At 67.9% G+C, this 19202-nt stretch carries 18 protein-coding genes; 5 read left to right on the forward strand and 13 right to left on the reverse strand.

Going from position 1 to position 19202, the window contains the following annotated elements:
- Positions 1-54: 54 nt before the first annotated feature.
- Positions 55-948 (reverse strand): LysR family transcriptional regulator, encoded by an 894-nt coding sequence (locus ACFTWF_RS19295; RefSeq protein ID WP_378462783.1) that lies wholly within the window; start codon positions 946-948, stop codon positions 55-57.
- Between the two features lie 152 nt (positions 949-1100).
- On the opposite strand from ACFTWF_RS19295, the gene ACFTWF_RS19300 reads away from it, so the two are divergent.
- Positions 1101-2405 carry an NAD(P)/FAD-dependent oxidoreductase gene (locus tag ACFTWF_RS19300; RefSeq protein WP_378462784.1) on the forward strand — a complete coding sequence of 435 codons (1305 nt, stop codon included), beginning with the start codon at positions 1101-1103 and terminating at the stop codon, positions 2403-2405.
- A gap of 9 nt (positions 2406-2414) precedes the next feature.
- Complete coding sequence (locus tag ACFTWF_RS19305; protein WP_378462785.1) at positions 2415-2891, forward strand: NUDIX domain-containing protein; 477 nt, start codon at positions 2415-2417, stop codon at positions 2889-2891.
- Between the two features lie 7 nt (positions 2892-2898).
- Here the strand turns inward: ACFTWF_RS19305 and ACFTWF_RS19310 are convergent, their stop codons facing one another.
- The 5 genes from ACFTWF_RS19310 to ACFTWF_RS19330 form a co-directional block, all read right to left on the reverse strand.
- Complete coding sequence (locus ACFTWF_RS19310; RefSeq protein ID WP_378462786.1) at positions 2899-5610, reverse strand: molybdopterin-dependent oxidoreductase; 2712 nt, start codon at positions 5608-5610, stop codon at positions 2899-2901.
- Complete coding sequence (locus tag ACFTWF_RS19315; RefSeq protein WP_378462787.1) at positions 5607-6416, reverse strand: FAD binding domain-containing protein; 810 nt, start codon at positions 6414-6416, stop codon at positions 5607-5609. Before ACFTWF_RS19315 ends, ACFTWF_RS19310 begins: the two co-directional genes overlap by 4 nt.
- A gap of 4 nt (positions 6417-6420) precedes the next feature.
- The gene (locus tag ACFTWF_RS19320; protein WP_378462788.1) at positions 6421-7803 is read right to left on the reverse strand and encodes an 8-oxoguanine deaminase; all 1383 of its coding nucleotides are present in this window, start codon (positions 7801-7803) and stop codon (positions 6421-6423) included.
- Entirely contained in the window at positions 7800-8315 is a 516-nt protein-coding gene (uraD, locus tag ACFTWF_RS19325) for a 2-oxo-4-hydroxy-4-carboxy-5-ureidoimidazoline decarboxylase (protein WP_378462789.1), read from the reverse strand. Before uraD ends, ACFTWF_RS19320 begins: the two co-directional genes overlap by 4 nt.
- Before the next feature lie 67 nt (positions 8316-8382).
- Positions 8383-8757, reverse strand: coding sequence for a WhiB family transcriptional regulator (locus tag ACFTWF_RS19330; protein ID WP_378462790.1), 375 nt, complete (start codon positions 8755-8757; stop codon positions 8383-8385).
- A 214-nt stretch (positions 8758-8971) separates the two neighbouring features.
- On the opposite strand from ACFTWF_RS19330, the gene ACFTWF_RS19335 reads away from it, so the two are divergent.
- Positions 8972-9661 carry a GntR family transcriptional regulator gene (locus ACFTWF_RS19335; protein WP_378462791.1) on the forward strand — a complete coding sequence of 230 codons (690 nt, stop codon included), beginning with the start codon at positions 8972-8974 and terminating at the stop codon, positions 9659-9661.
- Positions 9662-9817: 156 nt separating this feature from the next.
- The gene (locus tag ACFTWF_RS19340; RefSeq protein WP_378462792.1) at positions 9818-11152 is read left to right on the forward strand and encodes a flavin monoamine oxidase family protein; all 1335 of its coding nucleotides are present in this window, start codon (positions 9818-9820) and stop codon (positions 11150-11152) included.
- 15 nt (positions 11153-11167) lie between these two features.
- Here ACFTWF_RS19340 and map read toward each other — a convergent pair whose 3' ends face one another.
- The gene (gene map / locus ACFTWF_RS19345; RefSeq protein WP_378462793.1) at positions 11168-11938 is read right to left on the reverse strand and encodes a type I methionyl aminopeptidase; all 771 of its coding nucleotides are present in this window, start codon (positions 11936-11938) and stop codon (positions 11168-11170) included.
- Between the two features lie 98 nt (positions 11939-12036).
- Between map and ACFTWF_RS19350 the strand changes: the two genes are divergently transcribed.
- On the forward strand, positions 12037-12303 hold the full coding sequence (locus tag ACFTWF_RS19350; protein ID WP_185727326.1) for a helix-turn-helix domain-containing protein: 267 nt from the start codon (positions 12037-12039) through the stop codon (positions 12301-12303).
- Positions 12304-12385: 82 nt separating this feature from the next.
- Here the strand turns inward: ACFTWF_RS19350 and ACFTWF_RS19355 are convergent, their stop codons facing one another.
- The 6 genes from ACFTWF_RS19355 to alc form a co-directional block, all read right to left on the reverse strand.
- Positions 12386-13741, reverse strand: coding sequence for an MFS transporter (locus ACFTWF_RS19355; protein WP_378462794.1), 1356 nt, complete (start codon positions 13739-13741; stop codon positions 12386-12388).
- Positions 13742-14008: 267 nt separating this feature from the next.
- Positions 14009-14737, reverse strand: a complete 729-nt coding sequence (locus tag ACFTWF_RS19360) for an aspartate/glutamate racemase family protein (protein WP_378462795.1) — start codon at positions 14735-14737, stop codon at positions 14009-14011.
- 12 nt (positions 14738-14749) lie between these two features.
- Positions 14750-16288, reverse strand: a complete 1539-nt coding sequence (locus tag ACFTWF_RS19365) for an NCS1 family nucleobase:cation symporter-1 (protein ID WP_378462796.1) — start codon at positions 16286-16288, stop codon at positions 14750-14752.
- Positions 16289-16466: 178 nt separating this feature from the next.
- On the reverse strand, positions 16467-17180 hold the full coding sequence (locus ACFTWF_RS19370; RefSeq protein WP_378462797.1) for a GntR family transcriptional regulator: 714 nt from the start codon (positions 17178-17180) through the stop codon (positions 16467-16469).
- 10 nt (positions 17181-17190) lie between these two features.
- On the reverse strand, positions 17191-18123 hold the full coding sequence (gene puuE / locus ACFTWF_RS19375) for an allantoinase PuuE (protein WP_378462798.1): 933 nt from the start codon (positions 18121-18123) through the stop codon (positions 17191-17193).
- The gene (gene alc, locus ACFTWF_RS19380; RefSeq protein ID WP_378462799.1) at positions 18120-19115 is read right to left on the reverse strand and encodes an allantoicase; all 996 of its coding nucleotides are present in this window, start codon (positions 19113-19115) and stop codon (positions 18120-18122) included. Before alc ends, puuE begins: the two co-directional genes overlap by 4 nt.
- Positions 19116-19202: the final 87 nt, after the last annotated feature.

Here is a 19202-nt window from a genome sequence, read left to right on the forward strand (position 1 = left end):
GCTACTCGCTCGGTGGCAGCGCAGACCTGGCAATGGCGAGCCGGACAGACACCTTCAGATCGATCCGCCGGACCCGGCGATCGACTGCGCGAGCGCGCGGAACAGGCGCGTGAGTTCGGGTCGTGTCGCGGTTCCGCTGCGGACCACGCCGCACACCGGGATGCGCAGACGGTCGTGGGCCTCGCGCAGAAAGCTCAAACCTCGTCGGGGAGTCGCGTCCGCGGTGTCGGCGTACAGCACGGTCCACGACCGGGGTGTCGTGAGGACGTCGAGGGTGGCGGTGTGGTCGCTGGGGATCGACGGTCCGAGCATCACCCGCTGGCCGACCTGCCGGAATGCGTCCTCGACCACCGTGTGGATCAGGATCTGACTGCTGCGCGGCGGCAGGAGCAGCGGGTACGGCGCCAGTTCGCTCAGGTCGACGGTCGAGACCCCGGCCAGCGGATGTTTGCTCGACGTGACGATCACCAGATCTTCCAGCCCGAATTCCACCGTTTCCAGACCGGGCCGATCGACGCCGCCGCGGATCAGTGCGAGATCGGCGTCGCCCGACGCGACCGCGGTCATGCGGTCGGTGAAGTCCTTGATGACGAATTCGATGTCGAGCTGTGGGAAGTCCTCGCGCACAAGCGAAATGGCCTCGAGGCTCTGCGTCGCGAAGCTCATGCTCGCGCTGATGCGCAGACGGTTGCGCGGATCGAGTCCCACCGACAGCGCGCGCGCCTCGAGACCCATCATCTCGGCCGCGATCGGCATCAGGCGCTCACCGGCGGGGGTGAGCTTGGTGGCGCGGGTGGTCCGCTCGAGCAGGGTGGTGCCCAACTCCTGCTCGAGTTTGGCGATCTGGTGGCTGATCGCCGACTGTGAGATGAAGCAGCGTTGCGCCGCGCGCGAGAAACTGCCCTCCTCGCCGACCGCGAGGAAGTAGCGAAGCTGTCGGAACTCCATGACTCGAGGTTACGTCCTTTTCACACGACTTATGAGCAATCGAGATAACACAATTTCGATTTCCCCAGCTTACTGGCAATTGGCATTCGTCGATCCCTAATGTGGAGCTCATACGCAGCGCTAAGTGACGCTCAGGCAGTAGGAGGTTTTCGGTGGATCGCACACAGGTCGTCATCGTGGGATCGGGATTCGGCGCCCTCGCGGCGGCGAAGAAGCTCGGCAAGGCAGGCACGCCGTTCGTGCTGATTTCCGAGACCACCGAACATCTGTTCCAGCCGCTCCTGTACCAGGTCGCGACCGGCGTCATCTCGCCCGGCGAGATCGCCCCGTCGATCCGCGCGATCCTCGCCAAGTACCCCAGCGGGGACGTCCGCCTCGGCCGTGTCGTCGACGTCGACCCGGACAAGAAGGAGGTCGTCTACGAGGCCGGCAGCATCCGCCACACGATCGGCTACGACAGCCTCATCGCCGCGACGGGCGCCCGGCAGGCCTATTTCGGCCACGACGAGTTCGCCGAGGTCACGTATGCGCTCAAGACCGTCGCCGACGCCGACCGGCTGCGCCGTCAGATCGTCCGCTGCTTCGAGGAGGCGCACACCACCTCCGACCCGGAGCGTCGCCGCGACCTGCTGCATTTCATCGTGATCGGTGCCGGCCCGACCGGTGTCGAACTGGCAGGTCAGATCAAGGAACTGGCGGGCCGCTACTTCGAGAAGTCGCTCCGCGACATCACGTCCGAAGACGTCACGGTCACCCTCGTCGAGGGCGCCAACGAGACGCTGCCGGTGTTCGGGGGCAAGCTCAGCAAGTACACCCAGGACTCGCTGGAGAAGGCGGGTGTCGAGGTGGTTCTCGGCACCATGGTCACCGACATCGACGAGCGCGGCGCCACGCTCTCGTCGCCCAGCACCGGTTTCGAGAAGCGCCTCACGGCGGACACGATCATCTGGTCGGCCGGCATCCAGGCGAACGACTTCGCGGCCGTGCTCGCGGACCGGACCGGTTGTGAGACCGGGCGCGGTGGCCGCCTCCTGGTCGACGAAGACCTCACCGTGGGCCGCTACGACGACGTCTACGCGATCGGCGACATGGCCTCGCTGAACAACCTGCCCGCACAGTCGCCGTTCGCGATGCAGGGCGGCAGGCACGTCGCGGCAATCATCAACGGAAAGCGCGCCCTCGGAACGCCGTTCAAGTACCGGGACAAGGGCAGCATGGCCATCATCAACCGGTTCCGCGCAATCACCCGCGTCGGCAAGATCGAGCTGACCGGTGTGCTCGCCTGGTTCCTGTGGCTCGCCGTGCACCTCGTCTACCTGGTCGGGTTCCGCAACCGGTACGTCGCGGTGATGTCGTGGTTCGGTTCGTTCGTCGGACACCGCCGGCCGCACTTCCACTACGCCCAGGAGATCGAGTCGATCGAATTGACCGACCAACGGGAGGGCGCCGCGGCCTAACCTGGGTCGATGGCCGTCACCAGCGCTGGAGTGCTCCTGTATCGCATCGACGATGCAGGAGTGCTCCAGTTGTGGATCGTGCACATGGGCGGCCCGTTCTGGGCGCGCAAGGACGAGGCTGCGTGGTCGATCCCCAAGGGCGAATACGTCGAGGGCGAGGACCCCTTCGCGGCCGCGTTGCGCGAGTACGAGGAAGAGATCGGCGCACCGCCGCCGGACGTCGAGTATCACCTGCTCGGACAGTTCAAGCAGCCGTCCCGCAAGCTGATCACCGTCTACCTGGCGGAGGCGACCGACGACGTCACGTTCGTCGGGAGCAACACCTTCGAACTGGAGTGGCCGCCGCGATCGGGGAAGCGTCAGCAGTTCCCCGAGGTCGACGACGCCCGCTGGTTCCCGGTGAGCGTCGCCGAGACGAAGTTGGTCAAGGGCCAGCGCCCGATTGCGCTTCGCGCCCGTGAGTACTTATTAACGTCGGGCGGTTAACAAGTACTCACGGGCGCGGGAGCGCACGCCAGACGGCGGCGGGGGTCATCGGGAGACGGCGAAGCCGAGCGCCCGTGGCGTGAGCGATGGCGTTGGCCAGGGCCGGGGCGACCGGGTTGTACGGAGACTCACTCATCGACTTGGCGCCGTGCGGGCCCAGTTCGTCGTAGGTGTCCGCGAAATAGACCTCGGTGTCCGGCACGTCGACGAGCTGCGGAATGTGATAGTTCCGCAGCTGCGGGTTGAGGACCGTTCCGGCACCGTCGAGCAGGATCTCCTCGTACAGCGCGCTGCCGATCGCCTGCGCCACACCGCCCTCGACCTGCCCGCGGCACTGCTGCGGGTTGAGGACCGTGCCGGCATCCGCTGCCTGGATCGACTGCAGGATCCGGACCTCGCCGGTGACGGTGTCGACCGCCACCCGGAACGCGTGCACGTTGAACACCACCGAGCGGGGGGTGCCGTCGTGCTTGCCCTCGGCGCGGAGCGGTCCCTCGGGCACCAGTTTGTCCAGTTCGACGACCCGCCCGGCCACCTCGACCGCGTCGGGTGTCAGCGCGCAGTCGCTGTCCGGGTCGGCGCCCGCGATGCGGCGGGCGACGTCGAACAGCTGCTCCCGTAACCGGGTTCCCGCGATGTGCACCGCCTTCCCCGCGACGACCGTGCCGGCCGAACCGAACGCGCCGGTGTCGTGCCCGGCGACGTCGGTGTCGGATTGGATCACGGTGATCCGGTCCGCGGTGGTGCCCAGCGCCGACGCCGCGAGTTGGGCGTGCACGGTGGTGGTGCCGTTCCCGAACTCGGCTGTGCCCACCCGCAGTTCGTACCGGGCGCCCTCCACGAGGGTGCAGGACACGTCCGCGAAGTGGCCCCGCGGCGGAATGGTCGCGATCATCGACGCCGCCATGCCCTCGCCGACCTTCCACTGCGGGCCGTCCGGCGGTCGGACGTCGTTGCCGCGGCGCAGTGCGGTTTCCGCGAGGTCGAGGCACTGGTCGAGTCCGTAACTGCCGTACGTGAGGTCGCCGTGCTCCACTTCGAAATCGACGAAGTCGTCACCCGGGACGACCACGTTGCGACGACGGAGTTCGAACGGATCGATGCCGAGTTGCGTCGCCAGTTGATCGAGCGCCGACTCCACCGCGAAGATGACCTGCCCCAGCCCGTAGCCGCGGAACGCGCCGGACGGCAGATTGTTGGTGTAGACGGCCTGCGCGTCCACCCGCTTGTTCGGCGACCGGTACAGCGCAACGGATTCGCTGCAGCCGTGGAACATCACCCCCACCGAGTGATTGCCGTACGCGCCGGCGTCCGAGAGCACGTCGACGGCGAGCGCCGTCAGCAGTCCGTCGCCGTCGGCCCCGACCTTCACTGCGACCCGCATGGGATGCCGGCAGGGAGCGATGGTGAACTGGTCCGACCGGGTGAACTCGTACTGCACCGGCCTGCCGGTGCGCAGCACGGCGAGGGCGACGAGGTCCTCGACCAGCATCTCCTGCTTGGCGCCGAAGCCGCCGCCGACGCGGGCGGTGAACACCCGGACCTGTGCGCGGTCGAGCGAGAACAGGTGGGCGAGTTCGTCGCGGACGAGGAAGGGCACCTGGGTGCTGCTGCGGAGGGTGAGGCGCCCGTCGGTGTCGAGCCAGCCGATGGCCGAGTGGGTTTCGAGATGCGTGTGCTGCACGCGCTGCGTCTGCCACGTGCCCTCCACCACCGCGCCCGTGGCCCGCGCCGCCGCGAGTCCGGCTGCGAGGTCGCCGACCTCGCCGTGCACCTCGGCCACCAGATTGCGCGCCGGATCGGCGATCCGGGAGCCGGGACCCTTGTCGCCGTGCAGCAGCGGCGCGCCGGGGCGCCGTGCCAGATCGGGGTCGAAGACGGGTTCGAGTATTTCGTACTCGACGTCGATCAGTTCCACTGCGCGACGGGCGATGTCGACGGAGTCCGCGACGACCGCCGCGACGCGCTGCCCCCGGAACCGGAGGATGGTGTCGAACACGTAGGTGTCGTCGGGGTCGTCGGTGCGGAACTCGTGGCGCGCGGTGGAGAAGGCGACGTCGGGACTGTCGCGGTGGGTGAGCACCGCGTGGACGCCGGGCAGCCGCTCCGCCGCGGACGTGTCGAGTCGGGTGATGCGGGCGTGCGCGTGGGGGCTGCCGAGGAGCTGGATGTGGGTCAGACCCTCGACTGCCAGGTCGAGCGTGTACGGCTCCGCGCCGCACACCACCCGCGTGGCGGCGGGGGCGGGAATCGAGCGGCCGAACGACGCACCGGCGCTGTCCGATTCGGTGGTGCGCACCCCGCCGACGGCGTCGCGAATGGAGCGATACCCGGTGCAGCGGCACAGGTTTCCCTTCAGGGAGCGCGGCAGGTCGGCACGCCGGTCGTCGTCGAGTGCGGACGCCGTCACCACCATCCCGGGGGTGCAGAACCCGCACTGGAAGCCGGCCGCGGCGACGAACTGCTGCTGCACGGGATGGAGCCGATCGGGACTGCCGAGTCCGGCCGCGGTGGTCACCTCGCGGTTTTCGGCGCGGTGCGCCGGCACCACACACGAGTGCACCGGAGCGCCGTCGAGCAGCACGGAACAGGCTCCGCAGTCGCCGGCGTCGCAGCCCTTCTTGACCGCGAACAGTTGCTGCTCGCGGAGGAACGTCCGCAGGCACTGTCCGGGCCGGGGTTCGGCATCCACCGTCTGCCCGTCGACCGTCACCTTCATTCCAGTTCCCTCCTGATCTCCTCGGCGAGAACTCCCGTGACGTGACGACGCCAGTCCGCGGCGCCGTGGGCGTCGGTTAGGTAGTCGTCGGGGGAAATCCGTTCCGACAGCGAACGACTCAACGTGTCGGGGTCGGGAACCGCCGGAAATCGCAGCACGAACGGGCGGACGGTGGACGCCGTGACGGTCAGCGCGAAGCCGTCCGCCGCGGCGCGTCCGACGAGCAGGGCGCCGGACCGACCGAGCGGCGAGTACGCGATCTTGCGCAGCGACGTGCGGCCCCGCAGGGCGGCGGCGGGGAGGTGAATGCTGCGAATCAGTTCGCCGGGCGCGAGCGCCGTGCGACCCGCGCCGGTCACGAACCGGTCCACCGGAACTCGTCGTTCACCACCGCCGTCGGTCCAGATCAGGAGTTCGGCGTCGAGTGCGCAGCAGAGCGTGATCATCGCGCCGGCGGGAAGGGCCAGCGCGAGGTTGCCGCCGACCGTCGCGGTGTGCCAGATCTTCCACGACGCGACCAGGGACTCGGCGCACGGCCGGAACAGCTTTGCCGCCGTCCACTCTTTGGGAAATGTTGCAGTGCACAGATTCTCGATGGTGCAGGTCGCGGCGAGTTCGAGTTCGTCGTCGTGGACGGTGATCGCGGGCCAGTCGAGGGTGGTCAGGTCCACCAGCCGGGTGACCGTCGGTTGCGGTTCGGAGTACAGCCAGGTACCCCCTGCCAGGAAGGCCGTTCCAGGTGCCGGGGCGGGCAGGTCGTCGCGGCTGCGCGGAGCCGAGATCTCGGTGACGAACGACAGATCCACGGTGTCACCCTGCCCGAAGCACCAGGGCCCGGTGGGCCCGCTCGACCTCCGCGGCGACGCTCTCCTCGTTCACAGTGATCACTCTCCCACGCTCGACGACGGCCCGCCCGTTTACCAGCAGTAACTCCAGGGGTGGAGTGACGCCGAGGACGAGCGCGGCCACCGGGTCGGTGATGCCGGAATGCGCGAGGGTGTCGACTCGCCACAGCGCGAGGTCGGCGAGTTTCCCGGGCTCGAGAGAGCCGAGGTCGTCGTCGCGGCCGAGCACCCGGGCCCCGCCTCGCGTGGCGAGTGCGAGGGCGGTGCGCACCGTCATCTCCCGCGGACCGCCGCGGGCCCGGGCGAACAGCACGGCGTGCCGGGCCTCCTCGAGCATGTTGCACGCCTCGTTGCTCGCGGCGCCGTCGACACCGAGTCCCAGCGGGACCCCGGCCGTGTGGAGGTCCGTGGCGCGGGCGATCCCCGCGCCGAGGCGGGCATTCGACGTGGGGCAGTGGGCGGCACCGGTGCCGGTGCCGGCCATCGTGCCGATCGCGTCGTCGTCGAGGTGGACGGCGTGTGCGTACCAGACGTCGGGGCCGACCCAGCCGAGTCGTTCCATGTACTGCAGCGGGGTGCAGCCGAACCGTTCGAGGCAGAAGTCCTGCTCGTCAAGGGTTTCCGCGAGATGGGTGTGCAGCCGCACCCCGGCGGAACGGGCGAGTGCCGCCGCCTCGGTGAGCAGATCGCCGGTGACGGAGAACGGCGAGCAGGGCGCCACCGCGATCCGCAGCATCGAGTCGGGCGCCGGGTCGTGCCAGCGGTCGATGACGTCCTGGGTGTCCGTCAGGATGTCGTCGAGACGCTCCACCACCGAGTCCGGTGGCAACCCTCCCCGGCTGTGGCCGAGGTCCATCGACCCTCGGCTGGGGTGGAACCGCAGGCCGACGGTCTGCGCGGCCTCGATCTCGGCGCCGAACACGTCGCCACCGTCTCGCGGCACGACGTAGTGGTGGTCCGTCGTGGTGGTGCACCCGTGCTTGGCCAGCCAGGCGAGTCCGCCGGTGGCCGCGGTCCGGACGGCGTCGGCGTCGATGCCCGCCCAGATCGGGTAGAGGGTGGTCAGCCAGCCGAACAGATTGTCGTCGGCGGCGAGTCCGCGAGTGATCCACTGGTACAGGTGATGGTGGGTGTTCACCAGTCCGGGTGTCAGCAGGCAACCGCGACCGTCGACGACCCGGGCGCTCTCGACCACCGGCGCGGGTCCGGCGCCGACGTCGACGATGCGGTTGCCCCGCACCACCACGTACCCGTCCGGGTGCTCGGTGCCCGCCGCGTCGACCGTGGCCACGTACGCGCCGGAGACGACGACGGTGCCGTCCGCGATGTCACCGGTGGGATCGGTCATCGGAGTTGCCCGCTTGCGATCTCGTCGAGGAGGCGTTCGAGGCGGATCCGGTTGATGGCGGCCAGTTCGGACCGCAGGATCGTGCGTTCCGTCGCGGCGTCGTTGCCGAGACGCTCGTGCAGCACGTCGAGCAGTTCGTGCGCCGACCGACCGGATGCGCATACCAGGTAGACGTGCCCGAATTTCTGCTCGTACGCCTCGTTGCCGGCACGCAGCCGAGCTCGGACGTCGTCGCCGGCGGACGCGACCGCCGACTGTTCGCGCGCGGACGACGGGTTGTCGGCGCGGTCGCCGATCCTCGGATGGCCGGCCAGGGCCGCGTCGACCTCGGATTCTGTCAGGGCGGCCAGAACCTCGTCGGCGGTGCGGTACAGGGCGTCAGCGGACCGGAACGGCCGGCCTGCCGCCACCCGCCGAGCCCAGACGGTGGACGAGCAGCACCGCGCGAGCAGCTCGACGGCCCGCGCGTCGCTCAGTGCGTCGAACTCGATCAGCCCGGGCGGTGCGGTCATGAGGGCTCCTCGCTCGTGCGCCTTTTCGGTAGCTCTGGCTACCACTATGGCGCACGGGCGCGGAGCGCTACAGCTTCTGCCGCCCCGGGCTGGGGTGTCGTGAGGAGATGGTCAGGCGCGGTGCGATACGTGCGGACGGGGTGTCCGCATCGGCCCGCCGCGGCGCCCGCCCGCTTCTGAACCGGCGGTCGGACTCGGTCGTGCCGCCCCAGATGCCGAACGGTTCCCGGACCGCCTGGGCGTGCGTCTGGCAGTCGGTCACGACCGGGCACGACTGACAGATCCGGGTGGCGAACTCTTCCCGGTACCGGCGCGCCTGTCGCGTTTCGCCGTCGGGGGAGAAGAACAGGTCTGTGCCCATGTTCCGGCAGCGGGCATGCAACTGCCAATCCCACTGCTCGGTCGAGGGCGTGAGGAGACGCGTTGTCAGAGACGGGCTCATGATCTCTCCGCTTCTGTCAGGCTCGATCGACGCTCGGATGATGTGACGGGGATCATCCTGCACACACCCTAAAGTGTGATCACAGATCACACAAGGGTTGGAAGTGAATGCGCCCGGGTTGCCGTCGACGCCGATCAACAGGGAACCGGCTGGCCTCGCCTTGGCCGTGTCGGTAACTGAGATTCAATTGACAGTTAATATGTGATCTGTGGTCATGACCAAGCGCGCCGAGCCGACACTGCTGACCGATCAGGTCTACTCGATGATTCATGAGGCAATCATGACCGGCGAACTGCCGGCCGGAGCCCGCCTGCGGGTGCGCGATCTCGCCGAGCAGGTGGGGACGAGCGTCATGCCGGTGCGCGAGGCGATCCGCCGGCTCGAGGAGGCCGGCCTGGCCGAACGCGTGCCGCACAAGGGGGCCGTGGTCAAGGGCCTGACCCTCGCCGAGTTGGTGCATGTGTACGACGTACGCCGGCTGCTCGAAGTGGAGGCCGCCCGGCTGGGCGCCCAGCGGATCACGAGCGAGGACTGCGACAGGATGCAGGCCGAGTACGACCTGATGCGAACCGCCGCCGCCGAAGGGCGGGTGGTCGCCTACCTCGACCACGACGAGGCGCTGCTGTCGATCCTGTACACCGCTGCGGCGAATCCGGTTCTTCTGCAGTCGATTCGCAACCTGTGGAATCACTGTCGCGCATACAAGATCGTGGGTGCGCAGGGAAGCCTGAACGACCCGGTCGACGACTCGCTGTGGCGGTTCCAGGAGCGCCTCGTTGCCGCGGCGCGGGACCATTCGGGCGGATCGGCGGCGGCGGTCAACGACGAATCGCTCCTCGATGCGACCGACCGCATCAAGGCCCTTCTGGCCTCCGAGCAGGCCGCGTCGGCGAGCGCTGGGTAGGCGAACCCGCACCGCTTCGAACGCCTGACGGTTTCACTCGGAGGGGTGACGCATCCGCGGTTGTGTGATCTGTGATTACATATTAGTGTCCTCGACGAGACGCGCATCACATCCGCTTCGTTGCAACGCTGCGCCCGAAAACCTCAGGAGAGATGCATGTACGACGTGGTCGTCATCGGTGGCGGTACAGCAGGGACAGCCACCGCGTACTTTCTTCGCGACCTGAAACTGGATGTCTGCGTGCTCGAAGCCACCGGTGAAGTGGGCGGGAGATCGAACACGGTAGATCTCGCCGGGGCGAGCGCGAACTCCGGTGCGCTGTTCATCTACCGGAATACCCGGACCGAAGAACTCGCCGCCGAACTCGGGCTCGACGTCGTACCGTTCGAACCCACCACCTACGGAATCCACGTCAACGGCGAGACGATCGTCGCCGAGACCAACGAAGACCTCGTCGCGCGCCTCGATCTGACCGATTCCGAAAAGGCCGAACTGAGCGAGTTCATCGACAGCGCGCTGCGCGAATACCACGAGCACACGAGCGACGGCGTCCTGGACCAGGACGAACACGGCCGCCTGGCGACCGAGACGATCGCCGAACGTCTCAGCGGACTGCGGCCCGCCGTCCGGGACATCATCGACGCGGCCATGCGTGGCGGCGCGGTGGGCGATCCGGCAAAGCTTTCGGCCAAGTACGCCCTCCGGTATTTCGCCAGCTACCTTGCACGAGAGAAGCACAACCGGTCGTTCGCCCTCGGCGGCATGCAGGCGATCCCCCGTGCCATGCACACCCACCTGGCCGAGGGCACCGTTCGCTTCGACTCGGAGGTCACGGACGTCAGGTTCGACGAGGAGCAGGGCGTCTACGAGGTGACGTTCACCGGCCCGAACGGTACGGAGACGCTTCTGACGCGGCACGTCGTGTCGACGCTACCGGCCCCCGTCGTTCCCTCCGTGTTCGACTTTCTGCCCCCATGGAAGGTGGCCGCGCTCAACAGCTTCGACACTCCGGGCAGCACGACGCTCAACATCGTCGCCGACATCGACGGGCTACCCGACATCGCGGACTGGGCGTTCATCGTGACCGTCGGAACGCCGTTCGACGCGGTGATCAACCCGACCCCGGGTCGGTCCGGCCCCCACTGGGCTGCGGGCAAAGTGCAGTTCACCTGTTACGGAAACTCCGCCGGATTCCAGCCGGGATTCGCCGAAGACGAGGACAGGGTGGCCGGCTGGGTGGAGAGTTTCCTGGAGGTGGCACCGCAGCTCAGGGGACGAATCCTCGGCGTCCACGCCCGAACGTGGCAGCACTGCTTCGCGTTGCTCGGTCCCGACCGCACCGCGAATCTGGCCGACCTCCAGGCCTCGGTGGGCTCCCTCCACTTCGCCGGCGACTACACGTCCGAGACCGCGGGTACCCACGGGGCGTACACGGAGGCAGAACGTGTGGCCTCCCTGATCAGGGCCTCGGTCGCCGCATCGGACAACTGACCGGCCGCGAGTGCCTCAAGCCGCGCGGCGCGTCAGGATCAGCGGTTCACCATCGGTGATCGCGATCGTGTGTTCGCTGTGGGCGGTCCGCGATCCGTCGGCCGATCGGATGGTCCATCCGTCCGGGTCGTAGACGATCTTGTCGGTGCCCCGGGCGAACCAGGGCTCGAGCGCGAGGGTCAGGCCGGGCTTCAGCACCAGGCCCCGTCCGGCGCGTCCCTGGTTGGAGACGTGCGGGTCCTCGTGCATGGTGCGACCGAGACCGTGCCCGCCGAATTCGGTGTTGACCGGGTAGCCGTAGTCGGCGGCGACCGCGCCGATCGCCGCGGAGATGTCACCGAGACGACCACCGGGACGTGCGGCGGCGATACCGGCGGCGAGAGCGCGTTCGGTGGCCTCGATCAGCCGCTCGTCGTCGGCTCGCGGTGTGCCGACGACCAGGCTTCGCGCCGAGTCGGCCACCCATCCGTCGATCGACACCGCGATGTCCATGCTCAGCAGGTCGCCGTCGCGCAGAACGTAGTCGTGCGGCAGACCGTGCAGCACCGCATCGTTGACGGACAGGCAGATCACGTTGCGGAACGGGCCGCGGCCGAACGACGGCGAATAGTCCCAGTAGCAGGACACCGCCCCGCGCTCCTCGATCAGCTGCCGCGCGCGGTGTTCGAGGTCGAGCAGATTCACCCCCACCCGGGCACGCGAGTGCAGGTCGTCGAGCAGTTCGGCGATGAAGGCGCCGGTGTTCCGCATCGCCTCGATCTCCGCTGGCGTCTTCAGTTCCAACACGCGTTCACGCTCCACATCCTCGCCGACAACCCGGTATAGAAATACCAGACTAGTGGAGAGGTCGGTATTTTCATACCGAGCGTGCGTATCCTTGTCCTATGGTGCGATCCCCATTGACGCCGCAGCAGCGTGCTGCCGGCAAGCGACTCGGCGCTTACCTCCGGCAGGCGCGAGGCGACCGCAAGCCCGCCGAGGTGGCGCACGCCGCGTCGATCTCGCCCGAGACCCTGCGCAAGATCGAGACGGGACGCCTGGCGACCCCGGCCTTCACGACGGTCGCCGCACTCGCGGCCGTGCTGGAGATTCCGCTCGACGATCTCGCCCGCATCTGCCTTCCCGACATGGACCTGCAGGAAACCGGGTAGCGGACCTCGTCGACACATACAGCAGTGGTGGGGGTTGCACACGTTCTGTGTGCAACCCCCACCACTGGTTTGTCGAGGCAGACTAGGAGGCGGAGGGGATCCTCTGGGTTGAGCTAGCGGGGGTCAGGGCGGCGCTCTCGGTGAGCGACATTCCGCGGGTCTCGGGTGCCATGAACTGAGAGAGGACGGCGCCGATCAGGGTGATTGCTGCCGCGATCAGCATGGTGGCGCCGATGCCGATGCTGCTGAGCGACAGGGGAACCAGGAAGGTGCCGACCGCCGCTCCGATGCGGCTGAGCGAGGACGCCATTCCGACCGCGGAGCCACGGATCTCGGTGGGGAACAGCTCGTTCGGGTACACCCACTGCAGGATCTGGCTACCGCCGATGACGACGGCGTAGACGGCGAACAGTCCCATGATGATCATGCTCGGGGCCTCGGGGAAGAGTCCGAGGGCCAGCAGTGCGAGTCCGGACCACAGGAAGCTGTGAATGAGCAGGGGTCGCCGGCCCATTCGGTTCACCAGCAGCAGGGCGACGACGCAGCCGACCAGGAACAGGATCGTGATGAACGCCGACCCGAAGTGCGCGGCGTCGCCTTCGAGCTTCAGCGCGCCGAGAATGGCCGGTGCGAATGCGTAGACCGCGAACAGCGGGACGATCGAGCACGTCCAGAACAGGGTGATGAAGGCCATCCGCTTGCCGTATCCGGAGCGGAGGAGATCCTTGACGCTGACGTTCGCGTCCTCTTCCTGGGGCAGGTCCGCGATGCTGACATGGGGGCCGTAGACCTTGCGCATCACGTCGTTCGCCTCGTCGAGACGTCCCTTGCTGGCGAGCCAGCGGGGCGACTCGGGGGTGCCGACGCGGGCCAGGACGATGATGATCGCGGGCACTGCGGCGCTGGCCAGCATCCACCGCCATGCGTCGTCGTGACCGGTGCGTGCCAGGAATTCGCCGACGACGTACGCGGCTGCGGCGCCGACGAACCACATGGCGACGAACGCGCCGAGGAACGGTCCTCGATACTTGCGTGGAGTGAACTCGGTCAGCAGCGATGTGGCGATCGGGTAGTCCGCGCCCACGGCCATGCCGATCAACAGACGCAGGATGATCAACCAGACCACGTCCTGGACGAAGAACTGAGCCACCGAGAACACGATGATGGCGATCAGGTCCAGGGTGAACAGGATTTCACGACCGAACTTGTCGGTCAGCCATCCGCCTGCGTAGGCGCCGAGGAGGATGCCGATCAGGGACGACGCACCGACCAGTCCCTGCTCGACGGACGACAGGCTCCACTGGTCGGCGAACTGCACCATCGCGACACCGATGATCGACAGAACGTAGCCGTCGAGGAACGGCCCTCCCGACGAGAACACCGCCAGCTTTTTGTGAAATCTGGACAGCGGTGCGTCGTCCAATGGGTTGGTCGTCATATCGAGGCTCCTCTTCGACGGTGATGCGAATTTCGTTGCGGCGAAAAGCATGTCGAACCAGTCGGTTCGCGGCTCGGTCGTTCCGCAGCGTCGCGGACCGATTCTGGATGTACCTGGGGGACAGAGGCGGGTGCGGACACGAGGACCGGGAATGTCGATCGGTGCGGCCGCGGCTTCTGTGATGTAACTCTCTCTAGAGTAATTTGTGATCACAGATCACGCAAGAGGTGACAGAAGGATTCCCTGGTTTTCCGCAGCAGCGGTGGTTCAGCGACCGAAACCCTCGAGCAGTCCGGTGTACGCCTTGGGGAGGGGTGGCGCGAACTCGCCGCGCGCGCCGGTCCGGAGACCGAGAGTCACGAGGGACTGCACCATGAGGGTGGCCGCCGCCACGCCGTCGACCACCGGCACCCCGAGGTCGGCCGACAGGACGGCGCACAGGTCGGCCATGCCGGCGCAGCCCAGCACGATCGCGTCCGAACCGTCCTGGGTGAGGGCGGCGCGGCACGCCTCCGTGATCACCTTTACGGCATCGGGGTCGCTGTCGAGGTCGAGGACGGCGATCTCGCACGCATGGACGTCGAGACAGAAGCGGTGCATCCCGTACCGTTCGGCGAGTTCCCACGCCCGGCCCCGGGTGCGCCCCAGCGTCGTGACGACGCTGAACCCGCGGCCGAGGAAACTCGCGGCGTGCATGGCTGCCTCGGCGATCCCGAGCACGGGACCGGACGCCAGCTCCCGGGCCGCGTCGAGGCCCGGGTCGCCGAAGCAGGCGATCACGTACCCGTCCACCCCGGCCTCCTCGCCGCGCGCGATCTCATCGAGAATCCCAGGGACGCTGAGTGCTTCGTCGTAGTGGCTCTCGATCGAGGCGGGACCCATCTTCGGGCTCACCGCCTCGACGAGCGTCCCGGGGCCCGCGACGGACCGGGCGCAGTCGCCGATCTTGTCGGTCATCGACTGCGTGGTGTTGGGATTGACGACCTTGATGAGCACGTGGATTCGAATCTAGGCGTCGATGGTGGCCGCGCGATGCGATCGCCGGGCACCGGCGGACAGGAGCAGGTAGCAGGCGAATCCGACGCCCATACCCAGGAACCACGAATACTGGGCGGCGCCCGCCATGCCCCACGCGTCGAGTCCGAACGGCTGGGCCTTGAGGACCACGGGTACGACGGCCACCAGCGCTCCGATGACGGTCGAGATGATCGCGGCCGGGTTGTAACCCTTCTTGTACCAGTAGGTTCCACCGTCGGACATGGTGAACATGTCGTCCACGATCACCCGCTGCCTGCGCACCAGGTAGTAGTCCGCGATGAGGATTCCGAACAGCGGTCCGATGAACGCGCCCAGCGTCTCGAGCGTGTAGTGGATCACCTCGGGATTGTTGTACAGGTTCCACGGCGTGATCAGGACGGACCCGACCGCGGCGATCATCCCGCCCGTCCGCCAGCTGATCCGCTGCGGGCTGACGTGCGAGAAGTCGAACGCGGGGGAGACGAAGTTGGCGACGATGTTGATGCCGATGGTGGCGACGATGAACGTGAGAAGACCGAGGACGACGGCGAACAGGTTGTCCATCTGCGCGACCGTTTCGACCGGATCGGTGATCAGGCGCCCGTACACGGGCAGGGTGGCGGACGCGGTGACGACAGTGAGGATGGAGAAGAACAGGAAGTTCACCGGGAGGCCGAGGAAGTTGCCGCGCTTGACCGCGTCGAACGTCTTGCCGTACCGGGAGAAGTCACCGAAGTTGAGCATCGGGCCCGAGAAGTACGACACGACAAGGGCGATCGCGCCCAGCACGACGGGCACGGCCGACCAGCCGGAGTAATGGACCTCGCCGAGATTCAGGCTGATGTTCGACCACCCGGCCTCGCTGATCAGGTAGATCGCGAGCATCATCATCACCACGTATACCGCGGGACCGCAGAAGTCGATGAACTTGCGGATGCTCTCCATGCCGCGCCAGAAGACCAGCGCCTGCAGCACCCACATCGTCATGAATCCGGCCCAGCCGAGGGCCGACAGTCCGAGGAAACCGTGTTCGTGCACGTCTGCCCACGGCGCCAGGCCCGGCCAGATCTTCAGTCCGAGGATCACGAACGCGTGCGACGCCAGATAGGTCTGGATTCCGTACCACGCCACCGCGATGACACCCCGGATGACGGCAGGCACGTTGGCGCCGAGAACGCCGAAAGCGCTGCGGCACATGACCGGATAGGGAACGCCGGTGACCTGACTGGGCTTGGCCACCAGGTTCGCGAACACGTTGACGATCGCGATACCGACCACCAGGGCGACGAGGACCTGCCAGCTCGTCAGGCCGAGCGCGAACAGGCTGCCCGCGGTGACGTACCCGCCGACGCTGTGCACGTCGGACATCCAGAACGCGAAGATGTTGTACGCCGACCACGACTGCGTCTTCAGCGGCGCGAGATCGTCGTTGGTCAGCCGTGGGTGGTAGCCGGGCTTGATCAGCCCCGCGCCGGCCAGGTGTGCACCGGGGACGGTGTCGCCTTCTGAGGAGGACGCTGTTCGAGTCATCGTTTTGCTCCCTGGTGCAGTCCGCAGATGACTGCCTCGATGTAAGGGTGCCTCGGTGAAAAGCACACCACCGAAGCGTTGGGAGCAAAAGTAGTTTTGGGATATTTCCTGGCTGTGACGGCGAAGATATATTCTCGCGGGCCCTCGTCCGAGCCGAGAATATATCTTGCCGGACGGCCTACCCGGGCGTGTCCCGGAAGATTCCGGTGTCCGTGGGGAGTGCGGCGATCACCGTGTCGAGTTGTTCGTTGTGCCGATCGGTGGCCGCCTTCAGCGCCGCGGCGTCCCGGGCGAGGAACGCCGCGAGCATGTCGCGGTGCCCGAGGTGGAGCCGCAGCCGTTCCGGCGTTCCCACCTGCGACATCGGCTGCACCGGTTCGGTGATGTTCCACGCCGCCTCGAACATGTGCAGAAGCCGCTGCATTCGGCACGGCGACGCCAGCGCGAGGTGGAAGTTGCGGCTCTCCCGGTGGTACGCCGTCAGGTCGTCCTCGAGCACCGAGCGGTCCAGTGCCTCGTACGCCTCCTTCGCCCTCGTGTCGTCCGCCTGGTCGGCGAGGGTGATCGCCACGGAATGCGCCGCCGACTCGAGGACGCCCCGCACCAGGTAGAGCTCCTCGAGTTCGTCGACGGTGAGCCGGGCGACCGTGTACCCGGCGTTGGCCCGGTGATCGACGAGGCCCTCGCCGATCAGCGTCTTCAGCGACTCCCGGATCGGGATCCGGCTGACCCCGAAGTGCTCGGCCACCTCGTCGACCGGGATCGGGGTGCCCGGCGGGGCGCCGCCGCTGAGGATCACCCGGCGAAGCTCCTCGAGGATCACCGTCTGAGAGCTGCCGGGATCCCGGTTGGCCAGGTTCGTGACCAGCATCGACGGCCGTCGTGAGGGCATCGGTGCGTCCTCAGGCGGGGTGGACGTCGCGCCAGTGGCGGGCGATCTCGATGCGCCGGGCCACCCAGACGCCGTCGTGCGATTGCACGTGGTCGAGGAAACGCTCGAGTGCCGCGGTGCGGGCCGGCCTGCCGACGATGCGGCAGTGCAGACCCACCGACAGCATCTTCGGGGCGCCGGCCGTTCCCTCCGCGTACAAGACGTCGAACGCGTCCCGCAGGTGAGCGAAGAACTGCTCGCCGCTCGGGAAACCGCCGGGCGACGCGAACCGCATGTCGTTGGTGTCGAGGGTGTACGGCACCACCAGGTGATCGACGAGGCCCTTCCCCGGGGCGTCGACCTCCACCCAGTAGGGGAGGTCGTCGGCGTACGAATCGGAGTCGTACTCGAAGCCGCCGTGCTCGACCACCAGTTGCCGGGTGACCGGGGAGTCGCGGCCGGTGTACCAGCCCAGCGGCGCCTCACCGGTGAGGTCCCGCAGGATCTCGACCGCCTCCGCCAGGTCCCGGCGCTCGGCGTCCTCGTCGGAGAGCTGGTACGACTTCCACCACAGGCCGTGGCAGGCGATCTCGTGACCGAGTTCGCGAAAGGCGCTGACCGCCTCAGGGTTCCGCTGCATCGCCTTGGCCACCGCGAAGATCGTGAGCGGCAGCCCTCGTCGTTCGAACGTCCGGAGCACGCGCCACAGTCCGGCGCGGGAACCGTATTCGTAGATCGATTCCATGCTCATGTGCCGGTTCGGAAAGGGCTGGGCCCCGACCATCTCGGACAGGAACGTCTCCGAGGCCTGGTCGCCGTGGAGAACGTTGTTCTCGGCGCCCTCCTCGTAGTTGAGGACGAACTGGACGGCGATCTTCGCCCCGCCCGGCCACTGCGGGTCCGGCGGGTTCTGCCCGTAACCGACCAGGTCACGCGGATAACTGGAGTCGAAACCGTGGGTCATGCCGTCAACCCTGCCCGACCCGCGTCGGTCAGGGAACCCCACAACCGCAACCGCGCCATGCCGCCGTCCGGGAAGATGTCGAGCCGGGCCTCCGTGACGGGCCGGCCACCGTCGAGGACGAATCGGTGCCTCGTGTCGGGCTGCAGATGCGTCCGGGGGAGTAATTCCGTCCACTCGCCGTCGCCGTCGCGGCCGAGGAGGCTCGCCTCACCGGGGGCGTTGCCCAGGAAGTAGGACGTGTCGAGTTCGGCCAGCGACACCGTGCCCTGCGCGGCGAGCCGGATCTCGACCCAGTCGTTGCCGTCGTCGCGGCGGCGGGACGTCTCCCAGCCGTCGCCCATCACCCGGGCGAGACCGGGGAGAAGCATGTTCTGCGGCGACCCGTAGAACATGTTGGAACAGGACGTGACTCGGGCGCCGTTCTCGAGAGCCGCGAGATCGACCGGGCCCGCGTCGAGGAAGCGGGGGTCGGGGCGGCCCTCACCGTGCACCCGCAGGCGCGCGACACCGCCGTCCGGATGCATTGCGAGCTTCACGTGCGTCCATCGGCGGTCGGAGTCGACGGCGAACGGATTCTCGGTGTCGCCCTGCACGGGGCTGCGCTCGACGATCGTGGTCCAGTCGGCGCCGACCAGTTCCGCGGCGGACGGGTAGCCCTCGACGGACGCCGCCGCCACGGAGATCTCCGGCGGGTAGTTGCCCTTGAACCACGCCGTGTCGACCACGACGCCGCGCACCACACCGGGAACACCGAGCCGGACGATGGCCTCGTCGGTACCTGACACCCGGCGACGGCGGGTCTCCCACCCGTCGTACACCTGACCCTTGTGGCCGAACGTGGCCGGCTGGTACTCGGCGGCGGCCGGGCGGATGAGGTTCTCCCGCTCGGCGAACAGCTCGTCGTTGGCCCAGACGACGGCGCCGCCGAGGGTGCGGACGGCCAGGTCCGGGAGACTGCGGAAATCGGGTGTGGTCGGGGTGTTCGGGGACACGATGTTCGGCTACCTCCTGATCGGGCGTGGGGCAAGTGTAGGGGAGTTCGAGGCGTGCGGCGCCGACCTCGAGCCGGGGCCCGCGGT

The organism is Rhodococcus sp. NPDC056960 (assembly GCF_042674125.1).
Classification (GTDB): Bacteria; Actinomycetota; Actinomycetes; order Mycobacteriales; family Mycobacteriaceae; genus Rhodococcus_F.